Here is a 20,631-nt window from a genome sequence, read left to right on the forward strand (position 1 = left end):
TAGCGGGCGCACAGATCCGGCCGCTGCCTCCGGTCGTCCCGGGCGGCCGACTGATCCCCGCCGTGGCGGGGGAGGGGTCGCCCACGGGCCTGTGGTACAGGTGCGGACGCCCCTCAATGCCGCAATCGTGCCGCTCCGTCCGGGCCGACCGGGTGTCCGGTTCCCGTCGCAGCCCGAGGCCGTCGGGGTGGGTGCTGCGTCTCAGAGTGACGCGTACACCGCCTCGACCAGTGCCATCTTGCGAGGATCGTCCGCGATGTTGGGGCCCATGCGGTTCATCACGTAGCCAAGGGAGACTCCCGCTTCCGGGTCCGCGAGGCCGCAGGAGCCGCCGAAGCCGTCGTGGCCGAAGGCTCGGGGATTGGGGCCGTAGGAGGCGTTGGGGCCGCTGAGCCAGAGGCCGAGGGCGCATTCCGTGTCGTGGGCGAAGCCCGCGCCGAGAACCAGGTCCCGGCAGGCGCCCTGCCCCTCGCGGGCCTGTTCGGCGGCCGCTTCGGACAGGATCCGCTGCTCGCCGGATCGGCCGCGCCCGGCGAAGAGGCCGTACAGCTCGGCGACCGCGCGCGCCGTTCCGTGCCCGTTGGCGGCCGGTAGCTCGGCGGCACGCCACTCGGGGCTGTTGGCCTGGGTGGCGCCGACCATCGGATTGGCCAGCGCGGCCTGCGCCGCGGGCTCCAACTGGGCGAACAGAGCGGCCTGTTCGCTCGCCGAGGAGGTGTGGGGGTGTACCAGCTCGGCCACTCGCACCGCCTCCTTCTCGGGGAGGCCGATGGTGAAGTCGATGCCGAGCGGTCCGGTGATCTCGTCGCGGAGGAATTCGCCGGTCAGCCGTCCGGTGATGCGCCGGATCACCTCGCCGACCAGGAAGCCGTACGTCATGGCGTGGTAGCCGGAGCGGGTGCCGGGCTCCCACCACGGCTCCGTCGCCGCCAGCCGAGCGGTCGTCACCTCCCAGTCGTAGAACTCCTCCAGCGTGAGCGGCTCGCGCAGACCGGACAGCCCCGCGCGGTGGGAGAGGAGATGGCGTACGGGCAGAGACTCCTTGCCCCCGGCGGCGAACTCGGGCCAGTAGGAGGCGACCGGCGCGTCCAGGTCGAGCAGTCCGCGGTCCGCCAGAAGGTGGGCGCAGAGCGCGGTGACGCCCTTGGTCGTGGACCAGACGTTGACCACGGTGTCGTGCTCCCACTGGCGTGTACGAGCGCCGTCCGCCCAGCCGCCCCACAGGTCCACCACGGTCTCGCCGTGGACCTGGACCGTCACCGCGGCCCCGAGCTCGTCCCTCGTGCGGAAGTTGGCTTCGAAGGCGTCCCGTACGGCGGTGAAGCGAGGGTCGCAATGTCCTTCGATCGGGGGCGTGGGCGCAGGCGCGGGTGCGGGTCCGGGCTCGGGTGAACGGGCCGGCTCGGGATCGGGCATGACGTCCTCCAGGGGCGCTCGGCGGTCGCGAGCAACATACCGACTGGTCGGATCGGGGGGAAGGGAGTGTGCACCGGGTGCGCGGGCGCCGGCGACGGTTCGCGGCGGGCGCCGGCGACGGTTCGCCCGGTCGGTCCATCCGCGTTGCCGACGCGACCACCGGCGGGTTCCGTGGACACGAGCAGTGGCACCGAAGGCCCGGAGTCGCGGGAGAATCGAGGTCCTCTTGCCCGGTTACCCTCCGATCGCCGACCACGGACTGATCGGTGACCTGCAGACCGCCGCCCTGGTCTCGGCCGAGGGCGCCGTGGACTGGTTCTGCGCACCCCGTTTCGACTCGCCGAGCATCTTCGCCTCCCTGCTCGACCAGGAGCGCGGCGGCCATTTCACCATCGCCCCCACCCTCGACGACATGAACGTCCGCCAGCTCTACCTCCCCGACACGGCCATCCTGATCACCAGGTTCCTCACCGCGGAGGGGGTGGGCGAGGTGGTCGACTTCATGCCGGTGGACGACCGGCCGGACGTGCCGACGGACCGGCGCCGCTTGGTGCGGGCCATGCGGGTGGTGCGCGGGACCCTGACCTTCGACGTACAGTGCCGGCCCCGCTTCGACTACGGACGCGCCCCGCACACCCTCACGCTCGACGGCAACGCCGCCACCTTCCACGGCCCCGACCTCGACGTGCACCTGCGGAGCACCATCCCCCTGGACGCCGACGGCCAGGACGTCCATGCCACCGTCACCCTCCAGCAGGGCCAGCGGGCCGGGATCCTCCTGGAGACCTCCGCTCCGGGAGCCGCCCCGGCGCCGGTCACCGAAGAGGCGGTGCAGGCGACCATGGAGGAGACCCGCGTCTTCTGGCACGAGTGGATCCGCCGCTGCCGCTACCGGGGCCGCTGGCAACACATGGTCAACCGCTCGGCCATCACCCTCAAACTGCTCATCTACGCTCCGTCCGGAGCCCCGGTCGCCGCCGTCACCATGGGGCTGCCCGAACAGGTCGGCGGCGAGCGGAACTGGGACTACCGCTACACCTGGATCCGCGACGCGTCCCTCTCGCTGCGCGTGCTGCTCGACCTCGGCTACTTCGAGGAGACCGACGCCTTCCGCCGCTGGCTCGGCGACCGCTTCCGCGTGCCGCGCCCGCCCGGCAGCGAGCCGATGCAGATCATGTACCGCATCGACGGCGATCCCCACCTGGCCGAGGAGATCCTGGGACACCTCTCCGGGTACCGCGACTCCTCTCCCGTGCGCGCGGGGAACGGGGCGGCCGATCAGCTGCAGCTCGACATCTACGGCGAGTTCGCCTACGCCATGACCCACTCGGCGGACCTGGCCGAAGTGGCCGGCTACGAAGCGTGGAAGGGGTTCTCCTCGCTCCTCGACTGGCTCGCCGACAACTGGGACCGCCCCGACGAGGGCATCTGGGAGACCCGCGGCGGCCGCAAGCACTTCACGTACAGCCGGATGATGTGCTGGGTCGCCCTCGACCGCGGCATTCGGCTCGCCACCCAGTACGCTCGCCCCGCCGACCTCTCCCGCTGGATCGAGCAGCGCGACGCCATCCTCGTCCAGGTGATGGAGCGCGGCTGGAATCCCCGGCGCAAGGCGTTCGTCCAGCACTACGACAGCGAAGTCCTCGACGCGTCGCTGCTGCTCATGCCGCTGGTCGGCTTCATCTCCCCGAAGGCGCCCTCGTGGCTGTCCACCCTGGACGCCATGGACCGCGAACTCGTCACGGACAGCCTCGTCTACCGCTACAACCCCGAGGCGTCCCCCGACGGACTGCGTGGTTCCGAGGGCACCTTCTCGCTCTGCAGCTTCCTCTACGTCGAGGCCCTGGCCCGGGCGGGCCGTCTCGAGCAGGCCCGCTTCGCGATGGACAAGATGCTCACGTACGCCAACCACGTCGGGCTCTTCGCCGAGGAGATCGGCCCGACCGGCGAACAACTCGGCAACTTCCCGCAGGCGTTCACCCACCTCGCCCTGATCACCGCGGCGATGGCGCTCGACGAGGAGCTCGACAAGGCCGCCGAACGCCGCTGACCCGGAGCGGACCCGCCCGGGGAAGGAACGGGCGTCGGCGACAGCTGACCGGCGCGATCCGCCGGCCGGACTGCCCGAGGGCTCCGATCTCCTGCGCGATCCGGACCGTACGGCCGGCCGACTCGCGATGCTCCGTCGCGCGGACGTGGCCCGGTAGGCGTCGCGCGTCTCCTCGTGCTGCCCGGGTGAGCCGCGTCTCACCCGGGCGGTCGCGCTTGCCTATGCAACGAGTTGCATAGAAGGATTCCGGGTGTGGCGATCGAACACGCGATTCTTGTGTCCTTGCTGGAGAAGCCCGGGTCCGGCTACGAGCTGGCCCGGCGCTTCGAGCGGTCCATCGGGTACTTCTGGACCGCCAGCCATCAGCAGATCTACCGCGTGCTCAAGCGGATGGAGAGCGACGGCTGGGTCGATGTACGGGACGTGCCACAGCACGGCCGCCCGGACAAGAAGGAGTACACCGTCGCGGACCTGGGACAGGCGGTGCTGTCCAGCTGGCTCCACGAGCCCATCGAGCCCGAGAGCATGCGGCACGACCTCGCCGTGAAGATCCGGGGCGCGGCCTTCGACGACCCGGCCGCGCTGATCCAGGAAGTGGAGCGGCACCGGGGTACGCACATGGAGCGTCTCGCCCACTACCTGGCCGGCGAGGAACGCGACTTCCCGGGTACGGAGGCGGCCGCCGCCTCCGGCCCGCTCGACGCGGGCCGGGAACTCCAGCACGTCGTACTGCGCGGCGGCATCGCGTACGAGCGGATGACGCTCGCCTGGCTCGACGACGTCCTCGCCACGCTCCACCGGCTCGCGGCCGAGCGCTGAAACCCCGCACCGCCACGACCACCCGCGCCATCACGACCACCGCACCCCATCGGACCGAAAGACGGAGCACATGGCCGACTCGCTGCTGTTCAACCCCCACACCTACGACCCGGCACACTTCGACCCCGAGACCCGCCGACTGCTGCGCGCCACCGTCGACTGGTTCGAGGAGCGCGGCAAGCGCCGGCTGATCGAGGACTACCGCACCCGGGCCTGGCTGGGGGACTTCCTCGCCTTCTCCGCCAAGGAAGGACTGTTCGAGACCTTCCTGACGCCTTCCGCCGACGCCGCCGAGGGGCAGCAGGACAAGCGCTGGGACACCGCCCGTATCGCCGCCCTGAACGAGATCCTCGGCTTCTACGGCCTCGACTACTGGTACGCCTGGCAGGTCACCATCCTCGGCCTCGGCCCGGTCTGGCAGAGCGACAACGCCGCCGCCCGCGCCCGCGCCGCGGAACTCCTCTCCCAGGGTGAGGTGTTCGCCTTCGGCCTCTCCGAGAAGTCCCACGGCGCCGACATCTACTCCACCGACATGCTCCTGGAGCCCGACGCCGCGGGCGGCTTCCGCGCGACCGGGTCCAAGTACTACATCGGCAACGGCAACGCGGCCGGACTCGTCTCCGTCTTCGGCCGCCGCACCGACGTCGAAGGCCCCGACGGCTATGTCTTCTTCGCCGCCGACAGCCGCCACCCGGCGTACCACCTCGTCAAGAACGTCGTCGACTCGTCGAAGTACGTCAGCGAGTTCCGTCTCGAGGACTACCCGGTGGCCGCGGAGGACGTCCTGCACACCGGCCGCGCCGCCTTCGACGCCGCCCTCAACACGGTCAACGTCGGTAAGTTCAACCTGTGCACCGCCTCCATCGGCATCTGCGAGCACGCGATGTACGAGGCCGTCACCCACGCGCAGAACCGCATCCTCTACGGCCGCCCCGTCACCGCCTTCCCGCACGTGCGACGCGAGCTGACCGACGCGTACGTCCGCCTCGTGGGCATGAAGCTGTTCAGCGACCGCGCCGTCGACTACTTCCGCACCGCCGGCCCCGACGACCGCCGCTACCTCCTCTTCAACCCGATGACGAAGATGAAGGTCACCACGGAGGGCGAGAAGGTCATCGACCTGATGTGGGACGTCATCGCCGCCAAGGGCTTCGAGAAGGACAACTACTTCGCCCAGGCCGCCGTCGAGATCCGGGGCCTCCCGAAGCTCGAGGGCACCGTCCACGTCAACCTGGCGCTGATCCTGAAGTTCATGCGGAACCACCTGCTGGACCCGGCGGCGTACGAGCCCGTACCGACCCGCCTGGACGACGCCGACGACACCTTCCTCTTCCGCCAGGGCCCGGCCCGCGGTCTGGGATCCGTCCGCTTCCACGACTGGCGAACCGCGTACGACGCCTACGCCGGAGTGGCGAACGTCGCCCGCTTCCGCGAGCAGGCCGACGCGCTGTGCGAGTTCGTCCTCACCGCCGCGCCCGACGAGGAGCAGAGCCGCGACCTCGACCTCCTCCTCGCCGTCGGCCAGCTGTTCGCGCTCGTCGTCCACGGCCAGCTGGTCCTGGAGCAGGCGCGCCTGACGGACCTCGACGAGGACGTTCTCGACGAGCTGTTCGCCGTCCTCGTGCGGGACTTCTCGGCCCACGCCGTCGAGCTGCACGGCAAGGACTCCGCCACCGAGCAGCAGCAGCTCTGGGCGCTGGGAGCCGTTCGGCGCCCGGTCGTCGACGAGGCACGCTCGCGCCGGGTCTGGCAGCGCGTCGAGGCGCTGTCGGGCACCTACGAGATGGCGCCGTAACGCGCCCTCACCCCTCGCTCAGCAGGCGGTCCCGTCCGGGACCGCCTGCTGAGCGAGGGGGTAGTCGCCGACGTGGCCCGCGACGCAGGCGTTTCTCCTGCCGTGGGCGGTGTGGCCGCGTCGCCGGAGGTTCCCCGCCATGAGCACGGGGACGACACCGGCGGCGCCGACCCGGTGCGGCGGCTCGGTCGTGGGCCAAGGAAGCATCCGGTCGAGACGGCGCAGTTGTACGGGGCGACGAACGGTGCCTCGTCCGCTTGGTGGAGTCCGGCGTCCTCGTCGACCGCGAGCCCCGCGGCGGCCACCCGAACCGTGGATCGTCGTCGTCCTCGCCGCACACCTCGGCTCCGGCGCGGATCGGTCCGGCCGCCCGCCGTCAGGCCGAGGGGAAGCGCCCCTTCAGGAACTGGTCGAACGTGACCGTGCCCACGGCTCGCTCCGGCGTCAGATGCCCCCCGGCGCGGAACCCGCCGTACGCCCTCCCCACCAGGCGGGCGTTCAGGAGCGGGCGCCGTCGTCCGCTCGCTCGCAGATAGGACCGGGCCAGCTCCGGAAGCGCGTGGACCTCGGGGCCGCCCATGTCCGGTACGCGCCCCGCGGGCGCCCCTGAGGCGAGCTCGGCCAGCCGGGCCGCGACCTCCGACACCTCGATCGGCTGGTCGGCGACTCCCGCCGGGAGCAGCATGACCGGCAGCGTCGCCGAGGCCTCCAGGACCCGCAGCACCAGGTCGTGGAACTGCGTCGTACGCAGGACGGTCCAGCCGAGCCCCGACTCCTCGATCATCCGCTCGACGGCGAGCTTGGTCCGGTAGTAGCCGAGAGGCACCCGGTCGACTCCGACGATCGAGATGTACGCCAGATGCCGCACGCCCGCCTCGCGCGCCGCCTCGATCAGATGGCGTGCCGCCTGCTCGTCGCCGCCACGCGGCGAGCTCGCGCAGTGCACGATCGTGTCCACGCCCGACACGGCCTCGGCGAGCCCCGTGCCCTCGCGCAGGTCCACGGCATATGGCCGGGAACGGCGGCTGAGGACGCGCACCTCGTGCTCTCCCGCGGAGCGCAGCCGCTCGGTGACGAGCCGGCCGAGGGTTCCGGTGCCGCCGGTCACCAGGATGGTGGTCATCGTGGGTGTCGTCCCTTCGCTGAGCGGGCGCCCCCCGATGGAGCACCCGTCATCCGCTGAGAACCGGTGAGCCCCCGGGTATGTGACAGCCTCCTGTGTGACCGTGCTCACCCGCCGGTCACGCCGTCGGCGAGGCGGTGAACTGCCGCCCCGCGAAGGTGAGTTTCTCCGGGTTCATCACGACTCGCACCTGGGCGGCGGCGGCGTCCCGCAGCTCGAACGAGACGACGGCGACGAGCAGGTCCCCGACATGCGCCACCACCGCAGGCGCACCGTTGACCTCGGCGCCCACGAGAGCGGAGCCGTCCGGGAAACGCGGCAGGACGCCCGCCAGGAAGCGCATGACCGTGTCCCGGCCGACCAGAGGCCGGCGGGCTGCGGTGACCTTGCCGCCGCCGTCGCTCCACCAGATGACGTCCTCGGCGAGCAGCTTCTCCAGCCCTGCCAGATCGCCCTCGCGCGCCGCCCTGACGAAGGAATCGACGAGCTCCTGCCGCCGCTGGACCGCCGGAGTGAAGCGGGCCTCGGGCGTCGCCACGCGCTGGACCGCCCGGCGGTACGTCTGGCGGCAGTTGGCCTCGCTCAGGTCGAGCACCCCGGCGATGTCCCGATGGGTGTAGCCGAACGCCTCACGCAGGACGTAGACCGCACGCTCCGTCGGGGTGAGCCGCTCCAGCAGCAGCAGGAGCGCCGTCGACACGGCGTCGCGCTGCTCGGCGGACTCCATGGGACCGAGTGCGCCGTCCCGCGTGAACACCGGCTCCGGCAGCCACGGCCCCACGTACTGCTCACGTCGTGCACGGGCCGAAGTGAGCCGGTTGACACAGAGGTTGGTGACGACCTTGGCGAGCCAGGCACCGGGGTGCTCGATCGCTGCCCGATCCACGCCGCTCCACCGCAGATACGCGTCGTGCACGGTGTCCTCCGCCTCTTCGGCCGACCCGAGCAGGCGGTAGGCCAGGCCGAACAGCCTGGGTCGGTGGGAGGTGAACTCCTCGGCGGTTCCTGACGTCATGCCCCCAGCCTTCCAGAGGCGCGGAGGAGAGTACCGCTCACGGCTCGGAGGGGAACTCACCGGTTACCGACCGCCGCCTACGGGCCACCGCGCCGCAGAGGGTAGCGCAGCCGCCCTCTATCGTGATCTTCCATGGCAATGAGCACCGCGCTGTGGTCCTTCGCTCTCGTCGTCGGACTCCTGACACTCACCCCCGGCCTCGACACGGCCCTCGTCCTGCGTACCGCCGCCCTCGGCCGCCGCACCCGTGCCTGGGGGGTCGTCCTGGGCATCCAGACCGGCACGCTCATCTGGGGCACGCTGACCTCCCTCGGGGTGACGGCGCTTCTGACCGCCTCGCACCTCGCCTACGAGATCCTCCGCTGGGCCGGCGCCGCATACCTGCTGTGGATGGCCGGTCGCATGATCGTCGACACCTTCCGCGGCCGGCGCGCGGAGATCGATCCGGAGCAGCAGCTCACGGGGGTCGACACCCTCTCCGGCGGCTGGCGCCAAGGGACCCTGACCAACCTCCTCAACCCCAAGGTGGGCGTCTTCTACGTCGCCGTCCTGCCCCAGTTCATCCCCGAAGGCGCTCCCCACTTCACGACGGGAGTGCTGCTGACCGCCGTCCACATCACGCTCGGCATGATCTGGTCGACCGTCCTGATCGCCTCCGCGTCCGCCCTCGGCACCTGGCTGCGCAAGCCGCGCGCCCGCAGGATCCTCGACCGGGTGACGGGCACGGTCATCGCGGCCTTCGCGGTCCGTCTGGCACTCACCGACTGACGGCGGCGGGGCTCGAATCCCCCGGAGCCCGCGCCCTCGAAACTCGCGCGTTCGCCGACGCCGTCGCGGCGCAAACGTGCGTGTCCCGGGCCGCAGCCGGTGCGGGGATCAGCACCGGAAGTGCCGGGCGGAGGCCGGGCGTTGTCGGTGCCTCGCGCTAGGTTGAGCGCATGACCGATGGAGAGGCGAAGACCGGACGGATCAGGCCGCAGCAGTTCCATGAGACCGCGGGCCTCGAGGACTGGCGCGTGCTGGGCGAGGGGGCGTGCGCGTACTTCCGTACGGGATCGCTCGCGGCGGGTGCGGAGCTCGTACGGGCGATCAGCGAGCTGCCCGGTGTCGGAGACGGACACCCCGACGTCGACCTGAGGTTCGCGGGGGTGACCGTGCGACTGATCACGATCGCGGGCGACTACTACGGCCTGACCGAGGGGGATGTCGAGCTGGCGAGGCAGATCTCCGCGGTGGCCCGCACGTTGCGCATACCCTCCGACCCGTCCGCCGTGCAGACCGTACAGGTCACCGTCGACGCCCTCGCGGGACCGGAGGTCGTGGCGTTCTGGCGCGCCCTGCTCGGATACGAGGACCGTGCCAACAGCCCTGAGGACCTGATCGACCCGCAGCGCCGCGGGGCGCCGTTCTACTTCCAGCAGATGGACGCACCGCGCCCGCAGCGCAACCGGGTCCACGTCGACGTCTGGGTGCCCTACGACCTCGCCGAGAAGCGGATAGCGGCGGCGATCGCGGTCGGCGGCCGACTGGTGACCGACGCCCACGCGCCGTCGCACTGGGTGCTCGCCGATCCCGAGGGCAATGAAGCCTGCGTCGGTGCGGCGGGCCCGCCGGGGCGGGCACGTCCTACGCCGTAAACGGCGCCGACCGGCGGATAGTGGAGGCGTGGACGTCGAGCAGGTCATCGAGGAGTTGTACGGGCTGCTGCCCGAGGAGTTCACCGCCGCCCGCGACGCGTACGTCGCCGAGGCGCGCACGGCGGGCGAGGCGGATGCGGCGAAGGCGGTCTCGGGCCTGCGGCGGCCGACGACGGCGGCGTGGGTGTCGAATCTCTTCGTACGGGCACGGCCGGCGGACGTCGATCGCCTGCTCGCGCTCGGCGAGACCCTCCGGGAGGCCCACCGCACGCTCGACCCGGCGAAGATGCGGGAAGCGAGCGGGCAGCGGCACAAGGTGGTCGCCGCGCTCGCCCGCGAGGCCGCCGGACCGGCGCGGGACGTCGGACACCCGGTGAGCGACGCGGTCCTCCACGACGTCGAGCAGATCTTCCACGCCGTCCTCGCCGACCCCGGCATCGCCGAGCAGTGGGCGACGGGCCGGCTCGTCAGGGCACCCGAGGTGCCGGTCGGCTTCGGCGGGATCGTCCCAGAGGCCACAGCTCCCCGACCGGAGCCCGCGAAGCCTGCGAAGTCTCCGAAGGCCGCGAAGCCTTCGGAGCCCGCGGCCAAGCGGCAGCGCGAGGCGGACGCGGAACGCCGCGAAAGGCGGGAGCAGGATCGTACGGAGGCCGAGGCAGCCGCCGCGGAGGCCCGCGCCCGCGACGAGGCGCTGCACGCGGCCGAAGAAGAGCGCAGTGCGGTGCTTCACGATGTCGCCGCGGCGGGCGAGAGCGTCACCGAGCTGGAACGGCGGCTGAAGGAGGCCAAGCAGGAGAAACGCGCGGCCCAGGACGCGGCGGCCGAGGCCGAGAAGGCCGTGAAGGAAGCCGGCCGCGCGGCAAGGGACGCGCACCGTGCCGCCGACCGGGCGAGGAGCAAGGCGGAACGGTCGGCCGATTGATGTCCCGTCAGGAGCGCCACCGGCCGCGCGGTTCAGCCCTCGCGTCAGGCGATCGTCCACCGCTGAAGGGCGGAGCCCGTGTCGGGCCGTTGGGCCACACGGGGAATTCGGCACGGGATAACGTCTCCCTAACGGCGCCGTCCGGGGAGCCGGACAGGGCCGAGTGGGGGAGGCTGGGACAGGAGGTGGTACCGGTGCGTGGTTCCGGACGGCACAGGGGAGCGGCCCGGCTCCTGGCACGTTGCGCGCTGCTCGCGATCGCAGCGGCGGTCGTCGTGCTGTTCCTGGCGCTGGGCAAGGCTGGGCCGATCGTCCTGCTGACCGGGCTCGGCGGCTTCGTCGTCACCGCAGTCGGACTGTGGTGGCTGCTCGCCGGCCGGGGACCGCTCCGGCTGCTCGGCGCGCTGATCGCGGTCGCCGCACCCGTCGGCGTACTGATCCACTACATCCAGAAGGGCGTCTGGGGCAACGCACTCATCGCCCTCGCACTGTACGGCCTGGCCCTGATCTGCGCGCGGGCCGCGATGCGCGCCACGGGCAAGGCCTACGTGATGCGCGGCAAGGCCCGGCCGCTGCCCCGCAAGCCTGTCCTGATCATGAACCCGAAGTCCGGGGGAGGAAAGGTCGGCCGCTTCGGACTCGTGGAGCGCGCCGAGGAGATGGGCGCCACGGTGCATCTCCTCGACACCCAGGGCGGGACCGACGTGGAGGCGCTGGCCCGCGAGGCCGTCGCAGGCGGAGCCGATCTGCTCGGGGTGGCGGGCGGTGACGGCACCCAGGCGCTGGTCGCCGGGGTGGCCGCCGAGCACGATCTGCCCTTCCTGGTGATCTCCGCCGGTACGCGCAACCACTTCGCCATGGACCTCGGCCTCGACCGGACGGACCCGTCCCGGTGTCTGGACGCCTTGACCGACGGTGAGGAACTCCGGATCGACCTGGGGTTCGTCAGCGGGCGGCCCTTCGTCAACACCGTGTCGTTCGGGGTGTACGCGGACATCGTGCAGCGTCCCGAGTACCGCGATGCGAAGGCGGAGACCATCCTCAATCTCCTGCCCGATCTGCTCCAGGAAAGCAGCCGGCGCCTCGACGCGACCGCCGGTGAGAAGCAGCTCGCCGGACAGCAGGCGATCCTGGTGACGAACAACCCCTATGCCGCACCGGACTTGATGGCCACGGGCCTCCGGACTCGGCTCGACCGCGGGAAGCTCGGTGTGATCGGCCTCCGTGTGGAGGGCATGGCCCATGCGGCCGACCTCGCCGTGCGGGGACGGCGCTCCCAGGGACTCAACCTCCTGACGGCGCGCCGGGTGGACGTCACGGCCGGAACGGACACCGTCCCCGTCGCGGTGGACGGCGAGGCACTGAACCTGCCCACGCCGGTCGTCTGCACCGTCCGTCCGCGTGCCCTGCGCGTCCTCGTCCCCCGCCACCGGCCCGGGACCGTGGCACCGAGCTCGCCCCTGAACTGGCGGTGGGTCACCGCACTCGCCCTGGGACGTGCACGATGAGGCCCCCACGGGAGGAGGAGACCACGGGGGGCGGCGCCCCGGTCGGCGCCCCCGTCGGCACGCCCGGGCGGCGCGGGCCACGGGCCCTGCGGCGGAGCATCTCCGCCGCGCTCCACGACCTGCGCGTCGTCGACGGAGCCGTGTACGCGGCGGTGGCCGCGACGCCCACCCCCACGCTCGACACCGGGCTGCGACGGCTGTCCACGGCGGCCGACCACTCCAAGATCTCGCTGAGCGTCGCCGCCGCGCTCGCCGTCGTCCCGGGACGCCCCCGGCGGGCGGCGCTCGCGGGGGTCGGGGCGATCGCCGTGGCCTCGGCCGTGGCCAATCTGGTCGGCAAGCGTGTGGTCCGTCGGAGCCGCCCCGACCGGGAGGCGGCCCGGGTGGCCGTCGGCCGGCACGTCCCCATGCCTGCCTCGGCCTCGTTCCCCTCCGGACACACCGCCTCGGCCGTCGCTTTCGCCACCGCCGTCGGAGTCGTCCTGCCCGTGGCCGCGGTACCGCTCGGCGTACTGGCGAGTGCCGTCGGCTACTCCCGCGTCCACACCGGAGTGCACTATCCCGGCGATGTGGCCGCGGGCGCGGTCCTCGGCGTCGCGAGCGCTGCCACGGTCCTTGCCGTCGGGGCGTCCTGGACCACGGTCCGGCCCGCCGACGGGACGGTGCTCGCCCACGGCGGGCTGGTGGGCCGCCTGGGCATCGTATGAGGGAGCGGCCCGGCAGGGTGCCGACCGGTGCCGCCGGTCAGCCCCCCACCGGATTCGCCGCGTCGCGCCAGACCTTCACGTCCACGGTGATGTAGTCCGTCGCGCCCGGCGAGGGCGCGGTGCCCCGGAAGGTGATGAGACCGACGTGGCCGGTGCCGCTGATCAGGCACAGCCGGTCGCCGACGGCAAGGTCCTTGACCCAGAGGTACTTCTCGCTGCCGGTCTGTGCGAGACACGAGTCCAGCGTCCCCGCGGCGCGGGGCGCGAGCCGGGTCAGCTGGCTCCGACTGGTGGAGCCGGGAGCCACGACGGCGCCGGAGGAGTACACGGCGTACGTGAGGTCCTCGTCGATGGTGCCCGCGTCGGCCTTGGCCCGTACGGGCCGGTCGGCCAGATACAGGTCCTGCTTGGTCCTCATCCGAATGCCGCCGTACGTGGTGGCGGGCGGCTGCGGGGCCGTGGTGGCCGACGGCTTGGTCGAGGCGGTCGGCGGCCGTGACGCCGTCGGCTCGGCGGACGCGGGAGGGGCGGTACGGGTGGTGGCGGACGGGGTGGGGGACGCCGAGGCGGACGCCTCCGGGCTCTTCGACGGCGGCGCCGACGGCCCGCCGGTACCGGTCGGGTGCTGCTCCGCCGACGGGCTCGAACCATGCCCCACCTGATCGTTCGCCTCATCGGCACGCTCGCCGGGGCGCAGGACGCCTGACAGGAACAGCGCCCCGGTGACCGTGGCGGCGGTCAGGACGACCGCCCCGGCCGTGACCAGCCCCCGCCGCTTGGTACGACGTTGCGGCTCGGAGCCCGGGCGGCCGGGATCGGTCGGAGCAGCGTACGGCGAGACACCCGCGGAGGCCGGCCCGCCGAACGCACCGGCGGGGAGGCCCGAGGCGGAGCCGGGCGCCGGAACACCGGGGGACGTCGGTCCGAAGACGCCGGCGGTCTCGCCACCCGGGACGGCGGACGGGGCGGGCAGGGGAGCCACGCCGGGTCGCGGGGCAGCGCCCGGGTGGGGGAGGCGCAGGGCCATCGTGTCCTCCGGGGCGGGAGTCGGCCGCGCCTGCTCGGGGCGCGCCTGCGCGGGCCGTCCCTGCGCGGCCCGCGCCTGCTCCGGTCGGCCCGGCTCCGGTTGCTCCGGCTCCGGCTCGCGGACGGCGTGCTGGGCGAGTTGCCCCGCCACCGACGCCGGGAGCCAGCTGTCGGAGCGTCGCAGGCCGCGGTCCGGCTCGGCGGCGGCGCACAGCCGGATGACATCGGCCGGGGTGAGCCGCTCGGAGGCCACCTTGCGCAGGCACCCGGCCACCAACTCGGTTATCTCGTCGGGAAGTTCACCGAGCTGGGGCTGCTCGTGGACGATGCGGTACAGGATCCCGTGGGAGGGTCCGTCGCCGAAGGCGCCCACGCCGGTCGCGGCGAACGCCGCGATCTGGCCGAGCGCGAACACGTCCGCCGCCCCGGTGATCTCCCCTCCGAGCGCCTGCTCGGGTGCCATGAAGGCGGGCGTTCCGATGGCGGACCCGCTGTGGGTCAGGGCGGTGGCGTCCGCGGCGCGCGCCACACCGAAGTCGATGACGCGGGGCCCGTCGAGGGCGAGCAGGACGTTCGACGGCTTGAGGTCGCGGTGAACGATCCCGACCCGGTGGATGTCCTGGAGCGCCTCCGCGACCCCCGCCGTCAGCAGCAGCACCGTGGACATGGGCAGCGGGCCGTGCCGCTTGACGGCCTCCGCGAGCGAGGGCCCGGGAACGTAGGCGGTGGCCAGCCAGGGCGTGGGGCCCTCGGTGTCGCTGTCGAGGACCGGGGCGGTGCACACGCCCTGTACGCGACGGGCATTGGTGACTTCCTGGCGGAACCGTTCGCGGAAGTCGGGGTCGTCCGCCAGCTCCGGGCGGATGACCTTCACGGCGACGGGTCGCCCGCCGGGCGTGTACGAGAGGTAGACACGCCCCATGCCGCCGGCTCCGAGCCGTGCGACGAGGCGGTAGGCCCCGACGGTGCGCGGATCGTCGTCCCCGAGCGGCTGGAACGTCTCCGAACTCGTCCCCGTACCCGTCTGCACGTTCCCGCCCCCGTGGTGCTCAGCTGTCTGTCGTATGACTGGCGGAAACCCTAGCGGTGTTCGAACAGCCGTGGAGACGGAGGGCGGGCCGGAGCGAAGGCCTGACGGTCCATCATGCGTCGCACGCGTCGCCGTGGAGCCTGCCGGTGAACGCGGCGGCCGGCCCCCGGCCATGGTCGGCCTCATTTGAGTGGACGAGCCGACGCGACCCGGACCACGGAGCGGACGCGGAATATCTTGTGGTGCAAGGTAGTCGGCGACTATCATGCACCGCATGACAAAGGAGCTGCCGACGGTCGGTGACCAACGGCGCAGCCAGCTTCTGCGCGGCGTGCTCGACCTGTGCCTGCTGTCACTCATCGCCGAACGGCCCCGTTACGGCTACGAGTTCGTGGAGGCGCTGACCGAGAGCGGGCTCGAGCTCGTGAGTGAGGGCAGCATCTACCCGCTGCTGGCCAGGATGGAGCGCGCGGGGCTCGTCGAGTCCTACCGCGCCCCGTCGTCCAGTGGCGGGGCGCCGCGCAAGTACTACCGGCTGTCCGAGGCAGGCCGGGCCGAACTGGACCACGGGAGGGCGGTGTGGCGGGAGTTCGCCACACAGGCCGACCTGATTCTCGCCGGCATGGCCGGGACACTGTTGCCGGCCGGGACGAAGCAGCCGACCGTGACGACCGAGACCGAACGACCCACGGGGGAAACGACACCATGACGAACGAGCGCGTGATCGCGGTCTGCCGCAGCAACTGGGAGTACCGGGGCATCGACGACGCATCCTTGCGCGAGATGCTCGCCGAACTGACCGCCCACCTGGAGGACGCCGCGGCGGCCGGCCGCACCCCGCAGGACGTCGTCGGCCGGGACGTCAAGGCCTTCGCCGCGTCCTGGGCCAGGGCGCGGATGCCGCTGCACCGTCGTGTGCTGAGGATGGCGGCACTGATTCCGTTCGTCGTCGGCATGCTGCTGCTGTTCTCGCACCTCATCCACTGGACGACGGTCGTGGACATCACCATGGGGCGGCTGGCCTTCTGGCTGAGCATCGGCCTCGTCACCGTACTCCTGGAACTTCGCCGAGGCTCCCTCGGTTTCCGCAAGGGCTGGGTCGTGACGCTCGTCGTCGGATTTCCCGTCCTCTTCCTCACGGACAGGCTGACCGGGGACGAGGCGCTCTTCGCTCAGCCCTTGTGGGGCACCGCCCTGCTCACGCTCCCGGGCATCGCGTACCTTGTCGCCGAACGGCGCGCCACGCCGCCGAAGGAGTCCTGAGCCGAGGGAGACGAGCATGGTGGGAGCGCCGGACGGTCGGTCTCGGGGCGTGCTGCCCGAAGGGCTCGGCGAAGCGATACGCGAGACCGCCGCGGACATCGCCGGCGTGCTGCGCGAGGACACCGACACCGGACTGCCCGTGCCCCGCTCCACATGGACCGTCGGGGAGGCCGCCGCTCACCTGGCGCAGGCCAACGAGCTGATGGCGGCGATCGCCGCGGGACACCCGCGCACCCACGGCGACGGGACCCCGCAGAGCCTGGCCGCGGCCAACGAAGTGGTCCTCGCCGCCTTCGACGAGCGGGCGGCCCGGCCCCTGGCCGAGATGATCACCGACCAGGCGGAGGCCTTTCTCACGGCGATCGAGGATCGTTCCCCCGATCAGGCGCTCGACACGCCCCTGGGCCCGATGGGACCCGCCGCGCTCGGTTCGTACCTGCTCACCCACATGCTGGGTCACGGCTACGACCTCGCGCTGGCCCTCGGCAGGCCTCATATGCTCGATCGGGCCCGGGTCGAGCTGACGCTGCCGTTCATGATCACCGCCATGCCCCGGGTCGTCGACCCCGCCGCCGTGGACGGCCTCACCGCCCGCTTCACCGTGCGCCTGTGGGGCGGATCCCGCTTCGGAGTGACCGTCGCCGACAACGCGGTGCGGGTCACGGCCGAGCCGCCGGCACAGCCGGACTGCACGATCCTCACCGAGCCGGTCGCCTTCCTGCTGCTCGGCCTCGGACGGACCGATCCCTGGGGCGTCATCGCCACCGGCCGGGCGCTCAGCTGGGGACGCAAGCCCTGGCTCGGCCCCCGCTTCCCCCGCCTCTTCACCGCCCCCTGACCCGGAACGGGGGTGCCGCCCCGCACCCAGAACCGTTACACCTCCTCGCCGTTGGAACTCATGAGCATGGTTCAACGAATCGAGGAGCGTCGGCATGTCCGATCAGTCCGCCGTGGCGGGCGGCAGCCACCGGGTCCGGTTGGCGGAACGGTGTCGTGAGATCACCGAGGCCCGCTGGTTCGCCACCGCGGTCTTCCTCCTCATCCTCGGCAACGCCGCGGTGCTCGGCGTGGAGACGTACGCGGGCGTCACCGCCCGGTTCCACGCCGAGCTGCAACTGGTCGAGCACCTCTTCCTGGCGGCCTTCACGACGGAGATGCTCCTGCGCTTCGGCGTCCACGCGGTCCGACCACGGGACTTCTTCCGCGACCCCTGGAACGTCTTCGATCTCGTCGTGGTCCTGACCGCGTTCGTCCCCGCGGCGCGCGAGAACTCCACGGTCCTGCGCCTGCTGCGGCTCGCCCGCGTGCTGCGCGCGGCCCGGTTCCTGCCCCAGCTGCGGATCGTCCTGGTCGCCGTCGGCCGCAGCCTGCCCGGTACCGTCAGCTTCCTGCTGGTCGGCGCGCTGCTGCTCTATGTGTACGCGATGGTGGGCTGGGTCTTCTTCGCCGGGCACGACCCCCAGCACTTCGGATCCATCGGCCGGGCCGTGCTGACCCTCTTCCTCCTGATGACGCTCGACGGGCTCGGTGACGCGGTCCGCGAGGGTCTGCAGATTTCCCGCTGGAGCTTCCTCTACTACGTCTCGTACGTCCTCATCGCCTCCTTCGTCCTCGTGAACGTGCTGATCGGCGTCGTCATCAACTCACTGGAGGAGGCCCGCGAGATCGAGAAGGCGGAGACGGAGAAGGAGGAAGCGGCCGAGGCGATGCGCGACGACGCAGAGGCGGTCGAAGGGGCGGTCGACGGGGCCGTCCACGCGGAACGCCTGCGGGACCGGATCACCGCGGCCCGGCGCGCTCTCGACGACGTGGAGTCGGCTCTCTCGTCCCTGCCGCCACCGCGTGCTCACGCGCGCGTGGACGAACCGCCAGCCGTCGACGAGACCCGATTCGGGGCCTGAGACCACGGCAGTTGGGCCTCCGGCCAACCTGCGTTCCCGTCCTCCACACCCAGGACCCCGCCTCGCTGAAGCGGTCATTCCCCATGCCTTGGAGCGCAGTACGACGTTCATGGCCATGACATCGGACGGAGCTGAGATGAGTGTGCTCGTCCCACTCCGAAGGAGTCATCGCCTTGAGAAACGTCCTTCGCCGGATCGGCGTCATCGCCGCGGGCACCGCCCTCCTCGGCGGCACGCTCTCCGTCTCACCGGCCGCCGCCGACGATGCCGTCGATGTCCAACTCCTCAGCATCACCGACTTCCACGGCTATCTGCAGCCGCCCACCGCCGGGCAGGGTGGAACCATTCCCGCGGGCCGCGGCACCTCGGTCACCGTGGGCGGTGCCGCCTATCTCGCGACCCACCTCAAGCGGTTGCGATCGGACCACCCCAACTCCGTCTTCTTCTCCACCGGGGACAGCTTCGCCGGCTGGCCCTTCGAAGTGGACGCCTTCCAGGACGAACCGACCATCGAGGTCCTCAACAAGCTGGGGCTGCGCTTCTCGGCCGTGGGCAACCACGAACTGGATGTGTCCCCGGACTTCCTGGTCAAGCACATGGAAGAGGGCCGGTGCTTCGGCAGGATCGGCGTGGACAGCTGCTTCACGGACTCCACCGGACGCCGCTTCCACGGTGCCGACTTCGACTTCCAGTCCGGCAACATCGTCTCCGCGCAGACCGGACGCCCGGTCGTGGATCCGTACCGCATCGAATGGTTCCCCGCCGGCGGCAAGCGCGTCCCGGTCGGTTTCATCAGCACCACGATGGAGGCCGCCGTCACCGGCTCGACGTCCTACCAGCCGCAACTGCGCGCACTCGACCAGGCACGGACCATCGATCGCTACACCAAGGAGCTCAAGCGCCGCGGAGTCGAGGCCATCGTCCTCAACGTGCACGAAGGCGGTTCGCCCAAGTCCGCCGCGACCTCCGGCTACGACGAGTGCGACTCCGCCTACGGGCCGGTGATCGAGCTGGCGAAGAAGGTCACACCCGAGATCGACGCGGTCGTCACGGGAGACTGGCACTCCCGCTTCAACTGCATGGTGCCCGACCCGGCCGGCGTGCCGCGCCCGGTCGTGGAAGCGGGCAACCACGGAGCACTGATCAGCGAGATCACCCTGGCCCTCGATCCGAGGACGGGCGAGGTCCTGAGGAACCGCACCCGGTCCGTCAACCATGCCGTGACGCGCGACGTGGCGCCCGACCGCGACGTCCAGAAGATCGTCGACCACTGGGCCGCGCGCGGAGCCCAGCGCTCCGCCGAACCGCTCGCCAAGCAGACCGGCTCCTTCACCCGTACGTCCAACGCCGCGGGGGAGAGCACCGCAGCCGACCTGTACGCCGACGTGCAGTACTGGAACGCCAACCGCACCCGCCAGGGGCAGGCCGATCTGGCACTGATCGCCGCGCGCCCCGCGAAGGGCAGCAGCGCCGTCCGCGGCGACCTGCCGTACGCCAAGGGGAACCTCCCGGGCGACGCGGACGGCCGCGTCCTGTTCGGCGAGTCCTGGAACGTCTACGGCTACGGGAACCCGGTGCTCACCGTCGGAGTGAAGGGACGTCAGCTGGACGCGATCCTTGAGCAGCAGTGGCAGAAGCAGGCCGACGGGTCGGTGAAGTACGCCCCGCTCGCCGTCTCCCGGAACGTCGCGTACACGTACGACCCGGCGCGCCCGGTCGGCGACCGCGTCTCACCCCGCGACGTGCTGATCAACGGCCGGCCGCTGGATCACGCGCGCACCTACCGGGTCGCCGCCCTCGCGTACACGGTCATCGGAGCCGACGGCTACGGCGCCTTCGCCGGCCACACCGCCGCGGTCCGCACCGGTGCCGATCACGAGAGCTTCGTGGATTACCTCAGGGCCCACAGGACGATCTCCCCGGCGCCGCTGAACCGCGTCCGCATCAAGAGCTGACGTGATCGAGCGGTCGTCGCCGCGCGCCCACGCGCGCGTGGATGGATCCTGGGAGTAGGAAGGGACGCACGGCGGTCTCACGCGTCCCGACGGTGCGAGGAGGCAGACCATGACACGGACCCTTGAGTGGACGGTCGGCCTGGAACTGGTCGAAGAGGACGGCAGGACCAAGGCCGAGGCGCATCTGAACACTGGCACGTCGACCCTCACCGGCCACGGCAGCGCACGGTGCAACCCGTCGGACGTGGATGTTCCGGCCATCGGCGACGAGCTCGCCGCCAGCCGGGCCATGAAGGACCTGGCAGGCCAGCTGATGCGAGAGGCCAACCGTGAGATGGAAGCGGTGGGCGCGGGGACGGTACCCCAGCACACCGGTCCCGGATACGGCTGGCCCGAGGCGGTCTCGTAGCGGGACCGCCGCAGGACCGGGCCCGTCGGAGTCCTGCCGACGGGCCCGCTCCGCT

19 protein-coding genes are annotated in these 20,631 nt (G+C 71.8%); 14 read left to right on the top strand and 5 right to left on the bottom strand.

All coding sequences use genetic code 11. The features are described 5' to 3' along the window. Positions 1–201 precede the first annotated feature (201 nt). On the bottom strand, positions 202–1,416 hold the full coding sequence (locus tag ACZ561_RS02715) for a serine hydrolase domain-containing protein (RefSeq protein ID WP_470988756.1): 1,215 nt from the start codon (positions 1,414–1,416) through the stop codon (positions 202–204). A 226-nt stretch (positions 1,417–1,642) separates the two neighbouring features. Here ACZ561_RS02715 and ACZ561_RS02720 point away from each other — a divergent pair, with 226 nt between their 5' ends. The 3 genes from ACZ561_RS02720 to ACZ561_RS02730 all read left to right on the top strand — a co-directional run bounded on the left by ACZ561_RS02720 (position 1,643) and on the right by ACZ561_RS02730 (position 6,080). After that, on the top strand, positions 1,643–3,466 hold the full coding sequence (locus ACZ561_RS02720; protein ID WP_470988759.1) for a glycoside hydrolase family 15 protein: 1,824 nt from the start codon (positions 1,643–1,645) through the stop codon (positions 3,464–3,466). A 252-nt stretch (positions 3,467–3,718) separates the two neighbouring features. Further along, the gene (locus tag ACZ561_RS02725; RefSeq protein WP_470988762.1) at positions 3,719–4,285 is read left to right on the top strand and encodes a PadR family transcriptional regulator; all 567 of its coding nucleotides are present in this window, start codon (positions 3,719–3,721) and stop codon (positions 4,283–4,285) included. Between the two features lie 70 nt (positions 4,286–4,355). After that, entirely contained in the window at positions 4,356–6,080 is a 1,725-nt protein-coding gene (locus tag ACZ561_RS02730) for an acyl-CoA dehydrogenase family protein (protein ID WP_470988764.1), read from the top strand. Between the two features lie 18 nt (positions 6,081–6,098). On the opposite strand, the gene ACZ561_RS02735 is transcribed toward ACZ561_RS02730, so the two are convergent. The 3 genes from ACZ561_RS02735 to ACZ561_RS02745 form a co-directional block, all read right to left on the bottom strand. Beyond that, a complete protein-coding gene (locus ACZ561_RS02735) occupies positions 6,099–6,287 on the bottom strand; it encodes a hypothetical protein (RefSeq protein WP_470988767.1) in 189 nt (62 codons plus the stop codon). A gap of 169 nt (positions 6,288–6,456) precedes the next feature. Continuing rightward, complete coding sequence (locus ACZ561_RS02740; protein WP_470988769.1) at positions 6,457–7,203, bottom strand: SDR family oxidoreductase; 747 nt, start codon at positions 7,201–7,203, stop codon at positions 6,457–6,459. A gap of 118 nt (positions 7,204–7,321) precedes the next feature. Next, on the bottom strand, positions 7,322–8,218 hold the full coding sequence (locus tag ACZ561_RS02745) for an RNA polymerase sigma-70 factor (protein ID WP_470988772.1): 897 nt from the start codon (positions 8,216–8,218) through the stop codon (positions 7,322–7,324). Positions 8,219–8,350: 132 nt separating this feature from the next. Between ACZ561_RS02745 and ACZ561_RS02750 the strand changes: the two genes are divergently transcribed. The 5 genes from ACZ561_RS02750 (at position 8,351) to ACZ561_RS02770 (ending at position 12,992) form a co-directional block, all read left to right on the top strand. Then, a complete protein-coding gene (locus ACZ561_RS02750; RefSeq protein WP_376430472.1) occupies positions 8,351–8,986 on the top strand; it encodes a LysE family translocator in 636 nt (211 codons plus the stop codon). 170 nt (positions 8,987–9,156) lie between these two features. Next, on the top strand, positions 9,157–9,855 hold the full coding sequence (locus ACZ561_RS02755) for a VOC family protein (protein WP_470988774.1): 699 nt from the start codon (positions 9,157–9,159) through the stop codon (positions 9,853–9,855). A 28-nt stretch (positions 9,856–9,883) separates the two neighbouring features. Then, a complete protein-coding gene (locus ACZ561_RS02760; protein WP_470988777.1) occupies positions 9,884–10,777 on the top strand; it encodes a hypothetical protein in 894 nt (297 codons plus the stop codon). A 194-nt stretch (positions 10,778–10,971) separates the two neighbouring features. Then, a complete protein-coding gene (locus ACZ561_RS02765) occupies positions 10,972–12,285 on the top strand; it encodes a diacylglycerol/lipid kinase family protein (RefSeq protein WP_470988780.1) in 1,314 nt (437 codons plus the stop codon). Then, a complete protein-coding gene (locus tag ACZ561_RS02770; protein ID WP_470988783.1) occupies positions 12,282–12,992 on the top strand; it encodes a phosphatase PAP2 family protein in 711 nt (236 codons plus the stop codon). Before ACZ561_RS02765 ends, ACZ561_RS02770 begins: the two co-directional genes overlap by 4 nt. A gap of 37 nt (positions 12,993–13,029) precedes the next feature. Here ACZ561_RS02770 and ACZ561_RS02775 read toward each other — a convergent pair whose 3' ends face one another. Continuing rightward, entirely contained in the window at positions 13,030–15,048 is a 2,019-nt protein-coding gene (locus ACZ561_RS02775; RefSeq protein ID WP_470988786.1) for a serine/threonine-protein kinase, read from the bottom strand. 274 nt (positions 15,049–15,322) lie between these two features. Here ACZ561_RS02775 and ACZ561_RS02780 point away from each other — a divergent pair, with 274 nt between their 5' ends. The 6 genes from ACZ561_RS02780 (at position 15,323) to ACZ561_RS02805 (ending at position 20,576) form a co-directional block, all read left to right on the top strand. Beyond that, on the top strand, positions 15,323–15,757 hold the full coding sequence (locus ACZ561_RS02780; RefSeq protein WP_470988789.1) for a PadR family transcriptional regulator: 435 nt from the start codon (positions 15,323–15,325) through the stop codon (positions 15,755–15,757). Continuing rightward, positions 15,754–16,311, top strand: a complete 558-nt coding sequence (locus tag ACZ561_RS02785) for a hypothetical protein (RefSeq protein ID WP_470988791.1) — start codon at positions 15,754–15,756, stop codon at positions 16,309–16,311. Before ACZ561_RS02780 ends, ACZ561_RS02785 begins: the two co-directional genes overlap by 4 nt. Positions 16,312–16,327: 16 nt before the next feature. Further along, positions 16,328–17,149 (top strand): maleylpyruvate isomerase family mycothiol-dependent enzyme, encoded by an 822-nt coding sequence (locus ACZ561_RS02790; protein WP_470988793.1) that lies wholly within the window; start codon positions 16,328–16,330, stop codon positions 17,147–17,149. Between the two features lie 94 nt (positions 17,150–17,243). Beyond that, positions 17,244–18,212, top strand: coding sequence for an ion transporter (locus ACZ561_RS02795; protein ID WP_470988795.1), 969 nt, complete (start codon positions 17,244–17,246; stop codon positions 18,210–18,212). A gap of 173 nt (positions 18,213–18,385) precedes the next feature. Further along, positions 18,386–20,167 (top strand): bifunctional metallophosphatase/5'-nucleotidase, encoded by a 1,782-nt coding sequence (locus tag ACZ561_RS02800; RefSeq protein WP_470988798.1) that lies wholly within the window; start codon positions 18,386–18,388, stop codon positions 20,165–20,167. A gap of 109 nt (positions 20,168–20,276) precedes the next feature. Continuing rightward, a complete protein-coding gene (locus ACZ561_RS02805) occupies positions 20,277–20,576 on the top strand; it encodes a DUF1876 domain-containing protein (protein ID WP_362016706.1) in 300 nt (99 codons plus the stop codon). Positions 20,577–20,631 lie beyond the last annotated feature (55 nt).

Source organism: Streptomyces sp. NPDC039609 (assembly GCF_055596705.1).